Below are 16,463 nucleotides of genomic sequence, written 5' to 3'. Positions count from 1 at the left end.
GATTGTCACGGTCTGCTCCTGTAATTTTGAGCATGCGCTACCAAAACTACGTTTGACCTGACAGGTGGGAATTAATTTTGCGACAGAACCGTTTTTGACGAACCATGACTTTGGGCAATATTGACATGTCGCCGCTCGGCAACCCAATGCGTTAGGACCTCGCTACTCTGCAAGCGATGTTACCGAAGTTGAGGCCAGAATGATCTTTCTATGATCGATTTGTTTTTAGGCCCTATTGGGAATACGCTTGCAGCGAAGTTTCGAGATGCGGGTGCAGCAGCGGAAATGTTGAATGGTGTTTGAGGACGGCTCGGGGTATGCAGACCAAGTACGGAGTGTTCGATGGGATCGAGGAGGGTGCTTCTGACTAACATCTCGCTTAAACCTGATCTTGAGCGACGCTAGTCAACGACCCGAACAACATTGAAAGGAGATGCCCCATGTCCCTCTTCTCAAAACTCTTCGGTGGTGGCGATAAATCTGAGCCGGAGTCAGTCTCGTATAAAGGGTTTGAGATCTTCCCCGATCTGTTGGCCGAGGGGGGCAAATACCGCCTGTTGGCCCGCATCGAAAAGACCGTCGATGGAGATCGCAAGACCCATTCCGTTATCCGGGCGGATGTCTTTGAAAGTCGTGAACAGGCCGAAAGCTTCAGCATCGCCAAGGCGAAGCAGGTAATTGACGAGCAAGGCGAATGCATCTTTGAATTAGAAAGCAGGTAGCTCGAAGCCCTCTCTGGGAATGGCGGTTGCCAGTCGAGTACCTGCCATATGCAGCTTGATCTAGCTTTAGCGACCGGAGCCACGTCCGCTTGCGACAACGACTTGGCTTTGGGATGATATGCATAGGGGCGTTCAGTCGTGTACCGGCAAGCGTTGCATTTTTCATCATGACTGACGGCGGGTAGGTGGCGCAAATGGTTTGCACTGCATTTAGCTTGCATTGACCGCTCCTGGCGATCGCGCCTAACGACCGGGGGCCCTGTAAATCTCAGCTGGGTTTCGTTTCGCGATCGTCGGAACACAGAGGCGTCAGACGCGGGATCAGCAAGGGAACCATTGCCATATACGCGCGGTAAGTATCGCCAAATTCGCGCACCAGAGATCTTTCCTCGAACCCTAGGCCAGTTATTGCGTAGACCGTCATCAACCCGGAAAAGAGCGCGTGACCAACCGTCATGTGCGGCGTACCAATCAAGACCAGTATGACGCCAAGCTGCATCGGGTGACGCACGTGGCGGTAAAGCCCGGGCGTTCTGAATTGTGGTTTGGGCATTGGTTGCGATCTGCTCGCGGTCCAAATCTGCCGCAGGCCAAACAATTCAAAATGGTCAATCAGAAAGGTCGAAAGCAAAACCAGAAAGACATTCAATGCACAGATGCCATAGGTCAGCCACACAAGGATGCCATCGGCAATCCAAATCGTTTGGGACAGCGGGCGCCACTGCCACATGGCCAGGATCAGACCAGGGCGGTTCACAAGTCAGGCTCCAATTCATCTTTGTTTCAGATGACCCTGTTTGCCCAAGCTGGCTGATCTGATGCTTGGTCCTTTCTTGGAGGTTTTCTGATGATTTTCTGGAGACTTGACGATCAAGCAGACCGGCCGCGGCCGCAGCGCTTTGCATAGACATGTCAACAGCAGCACGTGCGCGCTGCGAATTGCGTTCGCGCTTTACGAAAAATCTGAATTCGCGCAGAATTGCCCTGTGAAATATGCATTTGATCAATACGTTCTGGACGCAAGCCGCCTGCAATTGACGCGGGAAGACGTTCCAGTTGCTACCGAACCACAGGTATTTGCGCTGCTTCGGCATCTTATTGAAAACCGAGAACGTGTCGTTTCGAAAGACGAGATTTTTTCAGTTATCTGGAAAGGCAGGATTGTTTCGGACGCAGCTCTTAGCAGCCGGGTCAAGGCGGTCAGAGCAGCCATTGGAGATGACGGTGCGCGACAGGCTTTAGTACGAACTGTACACGGGCACGGGTTTCAATTTGTTGGCTCGGTCGAGGAAACGCATGACAAGACCGGCTCTGCAGCAGTTTTGTCGCAACCCTCCATCGCAATTATGGCAACCACGATGGTGCATCCAACAGATGCCCAACGCGCCTTCGGCGAAGGATTGGAAGACGATATTAGCGCAGCCATTGGCCGGGTTGGAACGATTTATGTCGCGCGATATTCAGGTCAGGACGACGCAAAGCAAGCCGCCGAGGAATTGGGCGTTCGGTACGTGCTCGGGCTCAAGCTGCGGTTTGCGGGTAATGCATTTCGCCTGAATGCATCTCTATTACATGCCGGACGGCAAGCAGAGGTCTGGGCAGATCGTTTTGAAGGGCAACTCGAAGATCCTTTTGCGGCACAGGACCTGGTTGTTGCCGCCATTCTGGGCCGTCTCGTCCCGAATATTATGATGGTCGAAGTGCAACGCGCCCTGGCCGAGGCTGACTTGACGGATGCTTATCATGAACTCTTGCGTGCAACGCCGCTTTGCATGCGTATGGATGCGGATGACAATCGGCAGGCCGTAGTTCATTTGCGACGTGCATTGGTATCAGATGCCGAACATGCCTTGTCACATGCCATGCTTGCGTGGTGCCTCGGACAACAGGCGATGTCCGATTGGGCCCCGGACGGACCAGCTGCACTTGCAGAGGCGATGGAACATGGCAAAAGCGCGCTTGACCTTGCGCCGCGCGATGCATTGGTTCTGACTTTCGTGGCCACGGCCGAGGTGGCCGCAGGGCAACATACCGCAGCGCGCCATCACCTTGAGTCTGCGCTTGCGCTGGATCCAAGTCTGGCTTGGGCCTGGGCCATGTTGGGGGCCGTGGAAACCTTCGCCGGGAACATGAACGAAGCAGTAGCGAACTACGAAAGAGCCTTGCGTCTTAGCCCGCATGATCCGATGCGGTTTAGCTATTACTTTGGCATTGGCGCCGCCCGATACGGATTGGGCGAATATGAAGACGCATTATCTTTGCTCGAACAAGGTTACATTGAAGCGCCCGGCTCTACATGGGCACCGCGCCTGATCCTAGCCTGCGCTGCGGAACTGAACCTGACCGACAGGATGCATGCCATGGCCGCAAAAGTCCGTAGCGTTAGACCTGATGCCACCGCCGAGAATCTTGTCGCCGCAAGTGTCGTAAGAGATCAGGCCTATCGTGACCGAATGCTTAATTCATTTCGCAAGGCGGGTTTCTAAGACTGAGAAGGTAAGTTTACGACTCACGCGGCATTTTCGTGCGGTTGATATTGCTTCAGACGTGCAATTTGCGTTTCCCCAAACCCACGCAAAGAAACGGTCTCGGCCTCACTGATTCTAAATTCGTCGATAAGTTCGTCGCGCATAGTGTTGCAAATAGTTATCTCCATAGGGTCCGATTGAACCTGCAACCGCGCGGCCATGTTCACAGCAGGGCCAAAGACGTCGTACACGTATTTCTGAACACCGACGACAGAGCCAACCACAGAGCCGCTCGCGATGCCGATGCGGGCATGCCATTGGTGTTGGTGCGTTTGATTGCGCCGCTCTAAAAACCGCATCATCTTAGACGCGACGCGCGCGGCAGAAAGCGCGTGATCTGATGTGGAATGCGGCAATCCGGTCACTGCCATATAGCAGTCTCCGATGGTTTTGATCCGTTCACTCCCGTGAAGTTCACCAATCTGATCGAAGGCGGTGAAGATTGAATTCAGTTCTGAAACCGTCACATTCGGATCACCTGCCGCCGCCATCTTCGTGAATCCAACAAAATCGAGCATGATGACGGTTACCGGCTCAAACAACCGCGGGGCAACACAACCGAATGTCATGAACTCCTCATAGACGGATTTTGGCATCATGTTCAGAAGCAGCTTTTCCACCCGCGTCTTCTGCCGCTCCAGCTCGCGCGTGCGCTTTTCCACCATGGCGGCGTAGCTGTCGATCATGGCTTCGGTCTCACGAAGACGGGAAATGTTGTGTCCTTCGATAACAACGAGTCTACGCCCTTCGTATTCCGCTTCATGCGCGTTTAGCTCGACAATCACAGTCCGGTGTTTGACTTTCGTGCGAATTTCCACCGGTTGTCGGTCTGGTAGGTCCCTCGGCGCACAGGGCATATCCAAATTCAAAACCTGTCCCTGAGTCGTGCCTCTGAACCAAGTTTCAAACGTTTGGTTTAGCGAAACAATGAGGCCGGTGTCAGCATCAACGATGCAGATGCCAACACTGATGGAACTAAGCAGCCTCGCACTGATATCCTGTATCCGCATAGTGCTACCTCACAATCAGCGAACGGCGCGCTTCGACAGCGCACAGCGTTTTGGAAAGATCTTCCGGTGCAAAACCCGCATCGGTCAGCGTTTCACCCAAAAGCGCTATGACTTCATCGAAATGTGCATTTGTGACGGTCAAGTGATAATGAGCGCTGACCAGTCGTTGATCCGTGTACTTCGCGGGTCCACCTAGAACCGAAGCGAAGAATTTCGTCTGGTGATCGATTAGTTTGGTCATGTCGACGTCGTCGAAAAACGGGCCAACGATGTCACTGTCCAATACCCGATCGTAAAAATTGATGATCACCGAGTGCAACGCACGCATGCCTCCGTATTTGTCAAAAAGCGGGAGTGCTCTTTTGTTGTCTGAACGCCCGAGCATACAGGGTCTCCTTAATACGATTGACCCGGCGGCATTCCGCCGGGCGCAGACTTTCTTCACGCTCGATGAATGATGATCTCGGCGTATTCCGCTGGAATAATCATGGCCTGAGTGTCGGCGGAGTAGTTTCGCGCCACGGCGATAAGGTCCGCTGCAAGCTGCGGTGCCCGCTCGCCAACGGCGGCAAAGGCTTTGTGTACGGGGCCATATACTTCGCGCCAATGTTCGACCCAGTGTTGCGGTGAACGTTCACGGAAGGTGAAATGGCGTTTTGTGATTTCGATCTTCTTGGCCTGCGCCCCGAAGAGTTCTTGCAAGCGCTCCTCGGTTCCCCATTCCAATGGAGAACGAACGCCGGGAGGCGGTGGCACATGCCTGCCGATGGTCCGAAACACTTCGCCGATGAAACTTTCTGGCGTCCAGTTGGCAAGACCGATGGTGCCCCCGCTGCGGCAGACGCGCAGCATTTCGTCGGCGGCAGCTTGTTGGTTGGCCGTGAACATGACGCCGAACGTAGATGTGACGTGATCAAAAGATGCGGCCTCAAAGGGCAGATCCTCTGCATCGGCTTCCCGAAAGGCTACCGTCAGATGCTCGGCTTCGGCCCGGGCGGCACCGGCGCGCAGCAAACTTGGAACATAGTCTGTTGAGACGACATTGCAGTGTCTCCGCGCGGCTGCCAGCGTGGCATTGCCATTTCCTGCCGCAACATCCAGAACGCGCGCGTCCGGGCGCAAATCCATCGCTTCCGCAAGGGTTTCACCGACAATTTGTAAAGTCGTACCTACGGCGGCATAGTCGCCCGACGACCAAGTCGCGTGTTGTTTTGATTTTACTGCAGCCAAGTCGGGTGCAGGTGAAACTAAGTCGGCGGTATTCATTGTCTGTCTCCATTGATATCACATTCAATGGAAGCACTCTTGCCAAAGATCGGGATTTGAAACTTGCAGAAGACCTGTAGAATGTCTGATGTTTTCTGCAGATTCGGCGTTTTCTTGCTGGTTCCGTTGCGACCAGCGCAACCGTCGCTTGTCGTGCAGTTTTAAATTGAGGGACGATCGCTTGCTTGGCCCCTATGGGAAAGCAAGCGGCGTTCTGGCGCGCACTGCGCGCATGCGTCCGCCCAGTTTACGGACGGTTAACCCTTCTTCACGGTAGAGCCGGGGCAGCTTCTTTCAGTTCACCGCCCAGCCTTCACGCTTCGACACGATGTGCAGCCGTAGATATCCCTTGGCACTGTGCGGGCGTTTAGTGTTGTAGTGTTTCCTCCATCTTTCGATCAAAATTTGCGCTTCCCTCAGACTGTAGAAGACTTCTCCATTCAGGAACTCATCTCTGAACCGCGCATTTAAGCTCTTACAGTAACCGTTCTACCATGGGTTGCCTGGTTCGATGTATGCGGTCTTTGCTCCAACTGCATTGATCCAGTCTTGCACCGCCACGGCAATGAATTCATGGCCATTGTCGGAGCGAATTTAGCTTAGCAAACCGCGCATGATGAACCGGTTACTCAGAACGTCGATGACAACGCAGAAGTTGAGCTTTCGGTCCACACGGATCGCCAAGCACTCCCGGCTGTACTCATCTGTGACGTTGAGCGTGCGGAATGCCTTTCCGTCATCCGTTCGACAATGCATGAAGTCATGGCTCCACACGTGCTTTCGATGCACCGACCGCAGCCGATCACACGACCCATTAAATAACCAGAGCATGCTGCGCATCTACCTTGGTTGATTCATTGACACCTTCGACCCCTTCCGATGCAAAAGCCTTTCGACGCGCTTGTCATTCACCCATTGCGGACAGGCGGTGTTTACGCCGCCGAGAGGGGCCAGCACGCATCTCTCAGCAAAGCCGCGATCCGGCGATAACCGTAGCGGCCATACTGGCGGGCCAATTCTATCATGTCGGCCACCAGGCGCCTCTTGTCAGTTCGACTTTTCGGTCGCTTGTTCGCCATTTTGGTTCATCCGTTTTCTTAACCAAAACGGTGGACCACTTCGGTGGGGTAGGATCAAGCGTACCGGCGCATTTTGCGGCAAGGAAGCACTGTTCGAAGAATACCGGTATGAATTCGGAAACGCGGGATAAAGACGGCTTGTCGATGGGCGCTCACGTTTTGACGGGGAGCGCGCGGTCATGACCCGGCATTCGAAAATTAAGTCAGAACCGCCTCAGACAAAAAAACTTCTGGTCGAAATGATTGAGCGAGGTGAATTTCGGGTCTTCGATGCAGCTGTGCGCCTCGTAAGACATTGCCAGACGGAGGGTTGCGGGCTGGCGGCTGCGTCCAGCAGTGCCAATGTCCGAGCCGTTCTTGAAAATGCCGGTTTGTTGGATGTCTTTCCGGTTGCTGTCGGAGGCGATGACGTCGAAATAAGGAAACCCAATCCTGGTATTTTCCCCACCACCGCCAGCGGGCTTGGGCATAACGTAGATGAATGTGTCGTGACCGACGATTCTTCTTTAGGTGTCGAAGCGGCAAAAAATGGTGGTTTCTATTGCTTAGGTCTTCTTCATGAATATCACGAGTATGAAATTACGGCTGCGGATTTCTATCTGAGGCCTTCACCGTTATCCTAACGCGCAGTTAAGCCAATTGTGACCTGCGGGTGTGGGGTCACAATTTCCGGGAAACGATGCCTGCAAGCGCGCCGCAGTTTCCGAAGCGCGAAAGCTGGCCGTCAACATGTATGCCATGCTCAAAACCTTTTAGGTCATCGGACAAAGTGCCGAAACGGCAGCGTGACGCTTCCACGGCTCGGTTCTTGTTTTCCGTATACATTTGCGTCGTCGCCGGTTGGTGCGCAGAGTCATTTCTCTGAAGGTGTTGCACCGTTGGTTTGGCTGAGTGCGTCGTCTACAATTGGAAGGCTCTCCTCGCGAGGCCCCGTCAAGCGACGACCGGTTTCGACCGCGCAGGCAAGCATGCAACCGGCTTTCTTAGTGTTATCAGACTCAATCTAGGCTGTGCTATTAGACAACGCCTTCAATGCCGATTGAAACTCCCGAATTTTGGCGGCTAAGAATACCCTTCGGCGAACCATGATCACGAAATGAGAATAGAATCGTTTATGTGAAACGCATTTTGGATTGTCAGCGCCGCCACCATCATGAATGAAATAAATTTGATCTCCGCACTATGCATCATAGTGTTGCGGTTTTTGTCGAATTGATCCACAGTATGGCGCATAGTGCGGGAAATTCCTGCAGATAATCCAAGGCGACAGCCGCCCAATTCGGAGAGTACCGGAATGAAAAAGAAGCCTGCCATCTTGCCTCGCGGATATCGCACCTGCACTTCATCGCTTGCTGTTGCTGACGTTTCCGCAGCCCTGGAGTTCTATGAAAGCGCCTTTGGTGCAAGGATCCAGGCTCATGATGCGGAAGAGGCGCCCGGCTTTGCCGCCATCAAGATCGGCAACTCGATGCTGTTCGTCACCGCAGGTTGGAGCGCGCACGCTCCGATGGTGCCGGGCGCGGTCACACCCGTTGGGCATCATATGTATGTCGAAGACACCGATGCCGCTTTGGCGACCGCGCTGGAAAATGGCGCGACCCTGATCGCAGATGCAAACGATACCTATTGGGGAGAGCGTTGTGCGACAGTCGCAGACCCCTTTGGCCATATCTGGACACTGGCGACCCGGATCGAAAACCTGAAGCCCGAGGATATCAGCGAACGCCGCAAGGCACTGTTCCAGGCAAATCTGGATCAGGACGCCGAAGCCGTGGTCAAATCGACCGTAACGGCTGAGCTGACTGATGCTGCGTGACCCCGGCAGAGGTTGAACAACGGACGGGTCGAGAAGCACCGGAATGGGTGTGTACTTTGACAGGCAAATCATGAGCGACGCACCCCTTCCCACTTTCACGATCCGCCAGAACGATCTGGCCATCCTGGCTGCCGAAAACCGGATCGGTGACTATCCGGTCGCCGTGCGCACGGCGCGTGAGGTGGTCAGCGGCGGCTTTGCCAATCAGTCGGCGCACCCGAACACCTGGACGGTATACTTTTTGGTCGACGGCCAGTGGGCTTTGGTCGAGTCCACGCGCGGGCTGCGGCGGGAATGGTCAAGTCTGGACCGTTTGGAAAAATGGCTGCGCAATTGCGGCTTCCGTTTTTTCTGGGTCCGAAACGACATCGATTTTGTGGAGCCTCTCGGAGAGGAAGCAACAGAGGAAGAGACCGGATAAATCAACTGCCTGCAAACGGTGGGCTTGCGTGACCACACGGTTTTGTGTTCCGATGAAGAACGCCAGATCAAAGCGGCGTTCGCAATCGGCAAGAAAATGAGAAGAAACAAGAAATGACCCCTTTTGCGATAACCGGAATTCAGATGCATGTTGGTGCGTTGCAGTCGAATGTCGACGCGATGCTGCATCGGATCGACATCATGATGGCCCGGTTCCCCTGGACCCAGATGGCGCTGTTCAGCGAACTGGCGCCGCATGGTCCGCTCGACCGGTTTGCGCAGCCTTTTCCCAATGATGATCTGTCGCGCTTTCAGGATGCTGCCCGGCGGTATGGGATCTGGCTGATCCCCGGCTCGATGTTCGAAAAGCGCGAGGACGGGCGGATTTTCAACACCTCGGTGGTGATCAATCCTGACGGTGAGATTGTCTCGAAATATTCCAAGATGTTCCCGTTCAAACCTTATGAGCAGGGCATCGCCTCTGGCACGGAATTCTGCATCTTCGACGTGCCGGATGTGGGTCGGTTTGGTCTGTCGATCTGCTATGACATCTGGTTCCCCGAAACTACCCGCCACCTGACCAGCCAGGGGGTCGAGGTTCTGCTGCACCCGGTCCTGACCGGCACAACCGACCGTGAGGCCGAGCTGTCGATTGCCAAGGCCACCGCTGCGCAGTTCCAATGTTATGTGTTTGACGTGAACGGTTTGGCCGCCGGGGGCGTGGGCCGCTCGCTGGTCGTTGATCCGTCGGCTACCGTGTTGCACCAGTCCGCAGGGCAAGAAGATATCTTCCCAATTGAGATCGATCTGGATCAGGTGCGCCGACAGCGCGAGGTCGGGCTGAAAGGTCTGGGGCAGGTTCTCAAAAGCTTCCGCGACCGCGAGGCGGAGTTTCCGGTTTATGATCGCACCAGCGGGGCGGACGCCTATCTGCACACGTTGGGTCCGCTGCGCATACCGCAGAAAGGCGACGCTGCGGGCGTCGCTGCATCCGACCCCAGAACGGCGCTGGGATATACCGAAGACGCCGCGACCAAGCCCGACAATCTGTATCTCTACAAAGGGCGCTCTGGCACAGACTGATACCGGGGCAGCTTTTCGGTATCGGCAGAAAGGATAAATTTCATGCACGGCATTTCCGATAGCGAAAAGCTCCACACCATCTCGGATTACTACAGCGCCTCGCAATTGAGGGCCGACCGATGGAGCGCGCTACGGGAAACGGCCGAATCTCTGGATCAGGGCGGTAGCGAAAAAGATCGGGACCGGGCGCGGCAATTGTTGCAGGCGCTGGCGCCGATCGAAGTATATTTTGCGTTTCCGGGCGGTTCTGCATTCGATTATCTGCGCCGGTTGCTGGACCATGGCAATTATGGCGATTTCTCAACCGCCGTGCGCCGGGTGTCTCGGGCGCTGACCTCGGGCGCGTATCGCCGCCGCTCGATCCCTCTGATCGCGGATGAGACAGAAGGTGATGAGTTCGAGGATGAAGCAGCCCAAAGCCACGAGGCGCGCGCGCTGGGGCGGCCCTATTTCGAAGTGATGATCGTCGACAACGTCAACGAACATCAGGAACGCTTCCTGCAAACCAGCCTGCAGCGGATGCGCCGCAGCGAAGACCCGTTCATCTATGAAACCGTCGTGGTGTCTAGCGTCGAGGACGCGCTGATCGGAGTTCTGTTTAACCAGAATGTGCAGGCTGTGATCGTGCGCCCCGGTCTGAGTCTCAAATCCAAGAACGAAACCAATGTGTTGGGCCGCTATATCAGCCTGTATGGCGAAGGCGCCGATCTCGACGCGCTTTCACCTTCGGAATACGGTCCCGAAACCTGCCGCCGTATAGGTATGCTGCGGCCAGAGTTGGATGCCTACCTGATCACCGATAGATCTGCCGAGGATATTGCGGGGCTTGATCTGGGCCTGTGCCGACGAGTGTTCTATAATCAGGAAGATTTCCTGGAGCTGCATCTAAACATTCTGCGCGGGGTACAGCGCAGGTACAAGACCCCGTTTTTCACGGCGCTCAAAGAATACTCCAAACAGCCGACGGGCGTGTTCCACGCCATGCCGATCAGCCGCGGCAAATCGATCAGCCGCAGCCATTGGATTCAGGACATGGGCGCGTTTTACGGCTCGAACATCTTTATGGCCGAAACTTCAGCTACTTCGGGCGGTCTGGATTCCCTGTTGGAACCCCGTGGCCCGATCAAAGAGGCACAAGAGGCCGCCGCGCGGGCGTTCGGGTCAAAACAGACATTCTTTGCCACCAACGGTACGTCGACCTGTAACAAGATTGTGGTGCAGGCATTGGTGCGACCGGGTGACATCGTGCTGGTCGATCGCGACTGCCACAAATCGCACCATTACGGCATGGTTCTGGCAGGCGCGAGCGTGGTCTATATGGACAGCTATCCGCTTCATGATTACTCGATGTATGGCGCGGTGCCGATCCGTGAGATCAAGCACAAACTGCTGACACTGAAGGCCGAGGGCAAGCTCGATCAGGTCCGGATGGTACTGCTGACCAACTGCACCTTCGACGGCATCGTCTACAACGTCCAGCGCGTGATGCAGGAATGTTTGGCGATCAAGAAAGACCTTGTGTTCCTATGGGATGAAGCCTGGTTCGGCTATGCGCGTTTCGCGCCCAATACGCGTGTGCGAACCGCAATGCGTTCGGCCAACCTGCTGCGCGAACGGTTCCGCACCCCCGAACATGCAGAAGCTTACGCCGCGCAGCAGGCCGAACTGGAGGGCGCGGATGACGAAACCCTGCTGAACACCCGCCTGATCGCGCCGCCGGATGCGCGGGTGCGGGTCTATGCCACGCAATCGACGCATAAGACGCTGACCGCGCTGAGGCAGGGCTCGATGATCCATGTCAACGACCAGCAATTCAAAGGCGCGGTCGAAGAAGCCTTTCACGAGGCTTACATGACCCATACCTCGACCTCGCCCAACTACCAGATCATTGCATCGCTGGACGTGGGCCGCAGGCAGGTCGAGATCGAAGGATATGAGTTTGTGCAACGCCAGGTCGAAAGTGCTATGGCGATCCGTCGGGCGGTGACGACGCATCCATTGCTCAAGAAATACTTCCGGCTGGTCACCGCAGGCGACATGATCCCCGAGGAATATCGCGAAAGCGGCATGACCAGCTATTTCGACCCGGATCAGGGTTGGGCCGATGTCTGGGATTGCTGGGCCAAGGACGAATTTGTTCTGGATGCCACCCGCATCACCCTGCATGTGGGCGCGACGGGCTGGGACGGCGATACGTTCAAGACCAAGATACTGATGGATAAATACGGCATCCAGATCAACAAGACCTCGCGCAATACCGTGCTGTTCATGACCAATATCGGCACCACGCGCAGTTCGGTCGCCTATCTGATCGAAGTGCTGGTCGAGATCGCCAAGGAACTGGACGATCTGATGGACGATGCGTCCAAGATGGAAAAGCGAGCCTTTGAAAAGCGCGTCAGGAACCTGAGCGAACACGTTCCACCGCTGCCAGATTTCAGCCGCTTCCACGATGCGTTCCGCTGCGAAAAGGGCACCGAAGCGGGGGATATCCGTACTGCCTTCTTCCTGTCTTACGACGAAGACAATTGCGATTATGTAGAGCCGGACAAAGAGATGCTGGACCGGCTGGAGGCCGGGGAAGAAATGGTCTCAGCCACCTTCGTGATCCCTTATCCGCCGGGCTTTCCGATTCTGGTGCCGGGGCAGGTGATCAGCCCCGAAATCCTTAAATTCATGCAGGAACTGGACGTCTCGGAAATCCATGGATTCCGCGCCGATTTGGGCCTGCGCATTTTTACCGAAGACGCTTTGAATTCAATCAAGAACCCCTAAGGGGTCAGGGAGGACAACTATCATGCCAAAGAAGGTACTTAAAAACATCTCGGAAATTCGCCGGTATTTCCACACCAATAAAGACCCGATCTATTTTGTGTCGGCGACCAATTTCAACCTGTTGGGGCTGGATGAGTGGGTGATGAACTTCACCTATATATGTTACATGGACTGCTTTGACGGGCGACATCCGAACGTTTTCGTACCTTCTGAAATGCCGCATGACGAATTTCAATCCATCGAGGACATCAACAACTATCTGCTACAGCACAAAGAAGTCATTGATCTGGTCAAACGACGTGGCGGCAAGCCCAAGTTCGTCTTCCTGATGTTCGATGAAACCACCGAAAAGCTGGTCAAGGAACTGGGCGGTCAGCTGTGGTTCCCCAAAGCCAAGCTGCGCACCAAATGCGACAATAAGATCGAAACCGTCCGCATAGGCAACAAGGCGGGTGTGCCCTCGGTGCCCAACACATTGAGCGTGGTCAAAAGCTATGATCACCTGAAAAAGATTTGTGACAAGGCCGGGTTGGGGAACGATCTGGTTCTGCAATCCGCCTTTGGTGACAGCGGCCACACGACGTTTTTCATCAAGTCCGAGGCAGATTTCAACAAGCATAAAGACGAGATCGTCGGCGAAGGCGAGATCAAGATCATGAAGCGGATCGACTGTCGCGGGGCAGCGATCGAAGCCTGTGCCACCTCGGAAGGCACAATCGTCGGCCCGCTGATGACCGAGCTTGTGGGCTTCAACGAACTCACCCCCTATCGCGGCGGCTGGTGCGGGAATGAAATCTTCTCGACCGCTTTCCCGCCCAAGGCCCGCGAACAGGCGCGGCAATTGACCTTCCAGTTCGGCGAGGAACTCCGCAAATCCGGGTATCGCGGGTATTTCGAACTAGACTTCCTGATCGACAAGAAAACCGACGAACTGTGGCTGGGCGAATTGAACCCCCGTATCACCGGCGCCAGCTCGATGACCAACCACGCGGCCTTTGCCCATGCTGACGCGCCGCTGTTCCTGTTCCATCTGCTGGAGTTCTCAAAGAAACCCTTTGAGCTCGATGTCGAGGAACTCAATGCGCGCTGGGCGGATCCGGACATGATCGACAGTTGGTCGCAGATGGTGATCAAACACACTGATGACAGTGTCGATCGGATCACGCAGGCCCCACAATCGGGCATCTACAAAATGCTGGAAGATGGCCGGGTGGTGTTCGACCGCTTCGACTATCACCGCCGCGCGGTGGGCGACAATGAAGCCTTCTTCCTGCGCATCTCGAACGTCGGGGATTACCGTTATGAGGGCGCTGATCTGGGCATCCTCGTGACGCGCGGGCGGTCGATGACAAAAGGTTTCAAGTTGACGGACAAGTCGAAAAAGTGGATTCACGGCATCACCTCGGCTTATGCTGCCGAACCGCTGCCTGCCGCGCAGCCGATGGAAGACCCCGCTTTCAAAATTATGTAGAAAGCCACATGGCGCTTGTTTTTCGCTCAATCGATGAAGCGCAGCCCGGTCCCAAGCTGGCCGGGCTGTTTGCTGAATACTGGCCCGCCTACCGCAAATGGTGGGCGCAAGAGGGGTATTCGGCCCGCCCCACCTATCGCGAATGCCTGCGCGCCCTGCAAAAGCACATGCCCGAGATCCTGCCGCTCTATGAAGAGGTCGTCGAACTGGTCGGCGGTAGCGACAGCCAAGCGCGGTTTCTCAGCTTCTATTGCCCGCCGAAATACCTGTCGGGGTGCAGCCAGGCGATCTGGCGCGGCAAGACGCCCATATTGGTGCGCAACTATGACTATCATCCGAAAACGTTCGATGCAGCGCTGCTGAAAACACACTGGAACGGGCGCGGTGTGATCGGGATGAGCGACGGTGTTCTGGGACTGCTTGATGGGATCAACGATGCCGGCCTGACGGTCTCGCTCACCTTCGGGGGACGGCGTGAGGTGGGGGACGGCTTCGGCGTTCCGCTGATCCTGCGCTATGTCCTGCAAACTTGCGAAACAACCGCTGAGGCAGTTGACACTCTGTGCCGCATCCCTTGCCACATGAGCTATAATGTCACCATTCTGGATGCGAAGTATGACCACAGCACGGTGTATCTCGCGCCGGATCGACACCCGCAGATCTCGGACCAGCCAGTGGCGACCAACCATCAAGGCCATGTCGAATGGTCAACCCATGCGCGCTTTACGGCCACAGTTGAGCGCGAACGGTTCCTGCTCAACCGCCTCAACCAGCACCCGGAAAGCGAAAAGCGCTTCATCGATGCGTTCCTGCGCCCACCGCTTTATTCAACCGCGTTCAGCTCGGGGTTCGGAACGCTCTATACCGCTGTTTACCGACCTTCGAAGAAGCAGTTGCAACTACTTTGGCCCGGTGCGTCGTGGAACTTGTCGATGGAGGCTTTCAATGAAAGCGCGTGCCGTGTCCTCATGCCTATGAGCGAGCGTAACGCCAATTTTTGAGCGACGCCCGAAGGTGTTTCCGAACTAACTTTCTTGCGGAAAGTATCACGCCGCGACAATGTGTTAAGTGGCAAGCGTTACGAATTTGCGAAGTGGACAGCCCTGATATGCGAGTCGAATGTAATCAATATTGCGTTCCTTGGGTGCTTCGAGCCTTTGAAACGAATCCTAGCCCGCCTCTCAACTAGACAATGCCAGTCACCACACAGGCACTATTGCTATGAAGGTCAATGTTCAAAACTTAACAATATGCCCAAAAACACCGAAGATTCCTGCGCCGCACGATCAAATCTCGTCAAGTGGTAAATCTCATCCTTGCATAGTCGCGAGAGGTTTTAGCATGATTTCCGCAGGTCTAGGTGATGGAGCAGATGAAGCGCACGTTTTTTGCTTCTTCAAGAAACAGCCAACCGCAGTCTTTTCCGACACATTTTTTTACGCGGGACAATTCGCACTCGTCAAAAATCAACAACGCCGAGATCGCGATGAGGCGTAACAAAGGTTGCTGGTGTATGCGCTCTTTAGAGCTACCAAGCAGGATATCGAGGTGCTGACTAAATTTGTCGAGGTTGCGATTATTTGTTTGCACAGTATCAAGAAATTTAGGTCGCAAGCGTGACCCGCAAGGGACAGTTCGGATCCTTGACGTGCGGAGGCCAACAATTTTCAGAATCCGTAGGATGACTTTGTCGAACCTGAGAGTCATCTTTGGACCATCTCAAAATTTGCGACAAATCCATTTCGAATCCTTCCTGAGCCATGGACTCTGGTGCAAAAAATCTGAACACGTGCCGGAAAGGCGGTAACTTCAAGGTATCCAAAGCCGTTGTTAACGTAATAAAGAGCGCTCTTTCTCCATTCCCATTCTCTATCCCCTGGCCAAAGGCTAGGGTTATTTCCGCCTGCAACAATAATGGCGCTCCAACACTGGACGATTGCCTTGGAATGATGGCTAGCGTCAGACGCGCGAACCTCTCGTGGCTCTTACTTGCCGCGAGGCGTTAATTGCAGGATTGGGTGATATCGAATGGGCTGGTTGAATAGGATTCGCGGCACATTTTTGGAATTACCGAAATCTGATCGACGGTTGACTACTAGTGTGGGCTTAGTAGGTGAAGATCGGCCTTTCAGCTTTTTTGCTCAGGTGGAATCGGATTATTAGGCTTAGTCCTGTTTGGTTTTTGATCTGCCTAAGTTTCGCTTGAACGAACTTGACTTTATTGGTGTTGATTGGGTAACAATACTCGTTACGATTACAACGAAAAATGTAAGCGAGCGTGTTTTGTCGCCGG

The 16,463-nt window shown here is 54.8% G+C and carries 13 protein-coding genes and 2 pseudogenes; 9 read left to right on the top strand and 6 right to left on the bottom strand.

Translation table 11 applies throughout. The features are described 5' to 3' along the window. The first annotated feature begins 440 nt into the window (after nucleotides 1–440). Complete coding sequence (locus ACR0LX_RS22410) at nucleotides 441–722, top strand: HlyU family transcriptional regulator (RefSeq protein ID WP_480785549.1); 282 nt, start codon at nucleotides 441–443, stop codon at nucleotides 720–722. A gap of 268 nt (nucleotides 723–990) precedes the next feature. Here the strand turns inward: ACR0LX_RS22410 and ACR0LX_RS22405 are convergent, their stop codons facing one another. After that, the gene (locus ACR0LX_RS22405; RefSeq protein WP_480785548.1) at nucleotides 991–1,479 is read right to left on the bottom strand and encodes a methyltransferase family protein; all 489 of its coding nucleotides are present in this window, start codon (nucleotides 1,477–1,479) and stop codon (nucleotides 991–993) included. A 229-nt stretch (nucleotides 1,480–1,708) separates the two neighbouring features. Between ACR0LX_RS22405 and ACR0LX_RS22400 the strand changes: the two genes are divergently transcribed. Further along, nucleotides 1,709–3,208 carry a winged helix-turn-helix domain-containing tetratricopeptide repeat protein gene (locus tag ACR0LX_RS22400; RefSeq protein WP_480576502.1) on the top strand — a complete coding sequence of 500 codons (1,500 nt, stop codon included), beginning with the start codon at nucleotides 1,709–1,711 and terminating at the stop codon, nucleotides 3,206–3,208. 23 nt (nucleotides 3,209–3,231) lie between these two features. Here ACR0LX_RS22400 and ACR0LX_RS22395 read toward each other — a convergent pair whose 3' ends face one another. The 5 genes and pseudogenes from ACR0LX_RS22395 to ACR0LX_RS22375 form a co-directional block, all read right to left on the bottom strand. Beyond that, on the bottom strand, nucleotides 3,232–4,260 hold the full coding sequence (locus ACR0LX_RS22395) for an adenylate/guanylate cyclase domain-containing protein (protein ID WP_480785547.1): 1,029 nt from the start codon (nucleotides 4,258–4,260) through the stop codon (nucleotides 3,232–3,234). 4 nt (nucleotides 4,261–4,264) lie between these two features. After that, a complete protein-coding gene (locus ACR0LX_RS22390) occupies nucleotides 4,265–4,645 on the bottom strand; it encodes a group I truncated hemoglobin (RefSeq protein ID WP_480785546.1) in 381 nt (126 codons plus the stop codon). 56 nt (nucleotides 4,646–4,701) lie between these two features. Next, nucleotides 4,702–5,526, bottom strand: coding sequence for a class I SAM-dependent methyltransferase (locus ACR0LX_RS22385; RefSeq protein WP_480785545.1), 825 nt, complete (start codon nucleotides 5,524–5,526; stop codon nucleotides 4,702–4,704). Nucleotides 5,527–5,721: 195 nt separating this feature from the next. Beyond that, nucleotides 5,722–5,874 (bottom strand): annotated as a pseudogene (locus ACR0LX_RS22380) (IS3 family transposase); the annotation flags it as partial. Further along, nucleotides 5,869–6,596 (bottom strand): annotated as a pseudogene (locus ACR0LX_RS22375) (IS3 family transposase); the annotation flags it as partial. The pseudogenes ACR0LX_RS22375 and ACR0LX_RS22380, both read right to left, overlap by 6 nt. Nucleotides 6,597–6,784: 188 nt before the next feature. On the opposite strand from ACR0LX_RS22375, the gene ACR0LX_RS22370 reads away from it, so the two are divergent. The 7 genes from ACR0LX_RS22370 to ACR0LX_RS22340 all read left to right on the top strand — a co-directional run bounded on the left by ACR0LX_RS22370 (nucleotide 6,785) and on the right by ACR0LX_RS22340 (nucleotide 15,171). Continuing rightward, nucleotides 6,785–7,228, top strand: a complete 444-nt coding sequence (locus ACR0LX_RS22370) for an HAD family hydrolase (protein WP_480785544.1) — start codon at nucleotides 6,785–6,787, stop codon at nucleotides 7,226–7,228. 671 nt (nucleotides 7,229–7,899) lie between these two features. Further along, nucleotides 7,900–8,421 carry a VOC family protein gene (locus ACR0LX_RS22365; protein ID WP_480785543.1) on the top strand — a complete coding sequence of 174 codons (522 nt, stop codon included), beginning with the start codon at nucleotides 7,900–7,902 and terminating at the stop codon, nucleotides 8,419–8,421. 70 nt (nucleotides 8,422–8,491) lie between these two features. Then, complete coding sequence (locus tag ACR0LX_RS22360) at nucleotides 8,492–8,842, top strand: hypothetical protein (protein ID WP_480577479.1); 351 nt, start codon at nucleotides 8,492–8,494, stop codon at nucleotides 8,840–8,842. Nucleotides 8,843–8,955: 113 nt separating this feature from the next. Beyond that, nucleotides 8,956–9,924 (top strand): carbon-nitrogen hydrolase family protein, encoded by a 969-nt coding sequence (locus ACR0LX_RS22355; protein ID WP_480577482.1) that lies wholly within the window; start codon nucleotides 8,956–8,958, stop codon nucleotides 9,922–9,924. Nucleotides 9,925–9,966: 42 nt separating this feature from the next. Beyond that, on the top strand, nucleotides 9,967–12,699 hold the full coding sequence (locus ACR0LX_RS22350) for an aminotransferase class I/II-fold pyridoxal phosphate-dependent enzyme (protein WP_480785542.1): 2,733 nt from the start codon (nucleotides 9,967–9,969) through the stop codon (nucleotides 12,697–12,699). A gap of 22 nt (nucleotides 12,700–12,721) precedes the next feature. Further along, complete coding sequence (locus ACR0LX_RS22345) at nucleotides 12,722–14,170, top strand: biotin carboxylase (protein ID WP_480785541.1); 1,449 nt, start codon at nucleotides 12,722–12,724, stop codon at nucleotides 14,168–14,170. 8 nt (nucleotides 14,171–14,178) lie between these two features. Next, the gene (locus ACR0LX_RS22340; protein WP_480785540.1) at nucleotides 14,179–15,171 is read left to right on the top strand and encodes a C45 family autoproteolytic acyltransferase/hydolase; all 993 of its coding nucleotides are present in this window, start codon (nucleotides 14,179–14,181) and stop codon (nucleotides 15,169–15,171) included. Nucleotides 15,172–16,463: the final 1,292 nt, after the last annotated feature.

This window comes from Ruegeria sp. CH11, assembly GCF_056537105.1.
This window is presented reverse-complemented; position numbering and strand designations above follow the sequence as displayed.

What these genes read in the sequence shown, in the direction of transcription:
- ACR0LX_RS22355 (WP_480577482.1), top strand. Translation starts at nt 8,956, where the DNA reads ATGACCCCTTTTGCGATAACCGGAATTCAGATGCATGTTGGTGCGTTG.
- ACR0LX_RS22350 (WP_480785542.1), top strand. Translation starts at nt 9,967, where the DNA reads ATGCACGGCATTTCCGATAGCGAAAAGCTCCACACCATCTCGGATTAC.
- ACR0LX_RS22360 (WP_480577479.1), top strand. Translation starts at nt 8,492, where the DNA reads ATGAGCGACGCACCCCTTCCCACTTTCACGATCCGCCAGAACGATCTG.
- ACR0LX_RS22365 (WP_480785543.1), top strand. Translation starts at nt 7,900, where the DNA reads ATGAAAAAGAAGCCTGCCATCTTGCCTCGCGGATATCGCACCTGCACT.
- ACR0LX_RS22395 (WP_480785547.1), bottom strand. Translation starts at nt 4,260, where the DNA reads ATGCGGATACAGGATATCAGTGCGAGGCTGCTTAGTTCCATCAGTGTT.
- ACR0LX_RS22345 (WP_480785541.1), top strand. Translation starts at nt 12,722, where the DNA reads ATGCCAAAGAAGGTACTTAAAAACATCTCGGAAATTCGCCGGTATTTC.
- ACR0LX_RS22340 (WP_480785540.1), top strand. Translation starts at nt 14,179, where the DNA reads ATGGCGCTTGTTTTTCGCTCAATCGATGAAGCGCAGCCCGGTCCCAAG.
- ACR0LX_RS22390 (WP_480785546.1), bottom strand. Translation starts at nt 4,645, where the DNA reads ATGCTCGGGCGTTCAGACAACAAAAGAGCACTCCCGCTTTTTGACAAA.
- ACR0LX_RS22385 (WP_480785545.1), bottom strand. Translation starts at nt 5,526, where the DNA reads ATGAATACCGCCGACTTAGTTTCACCTGCACCCGACTTGGCTGCAGTA.
- ACR0LX_RS22410 (WP_480785549.1), top strand. Translation starts at nt 441, where the DNA reads ATGTCCCTCTTCTCAAAACTCTTCGGTGGTGGCGATAAATCTGAGCCG.
- ACR0LX_RS22370 (WP_480785544.1), top strand. Translation starts at nt 6,785, where the DNA reads ATGACCCGGCATTCGAAAATTAAGTCAGAACCGCCTCAGACAAAAAAA.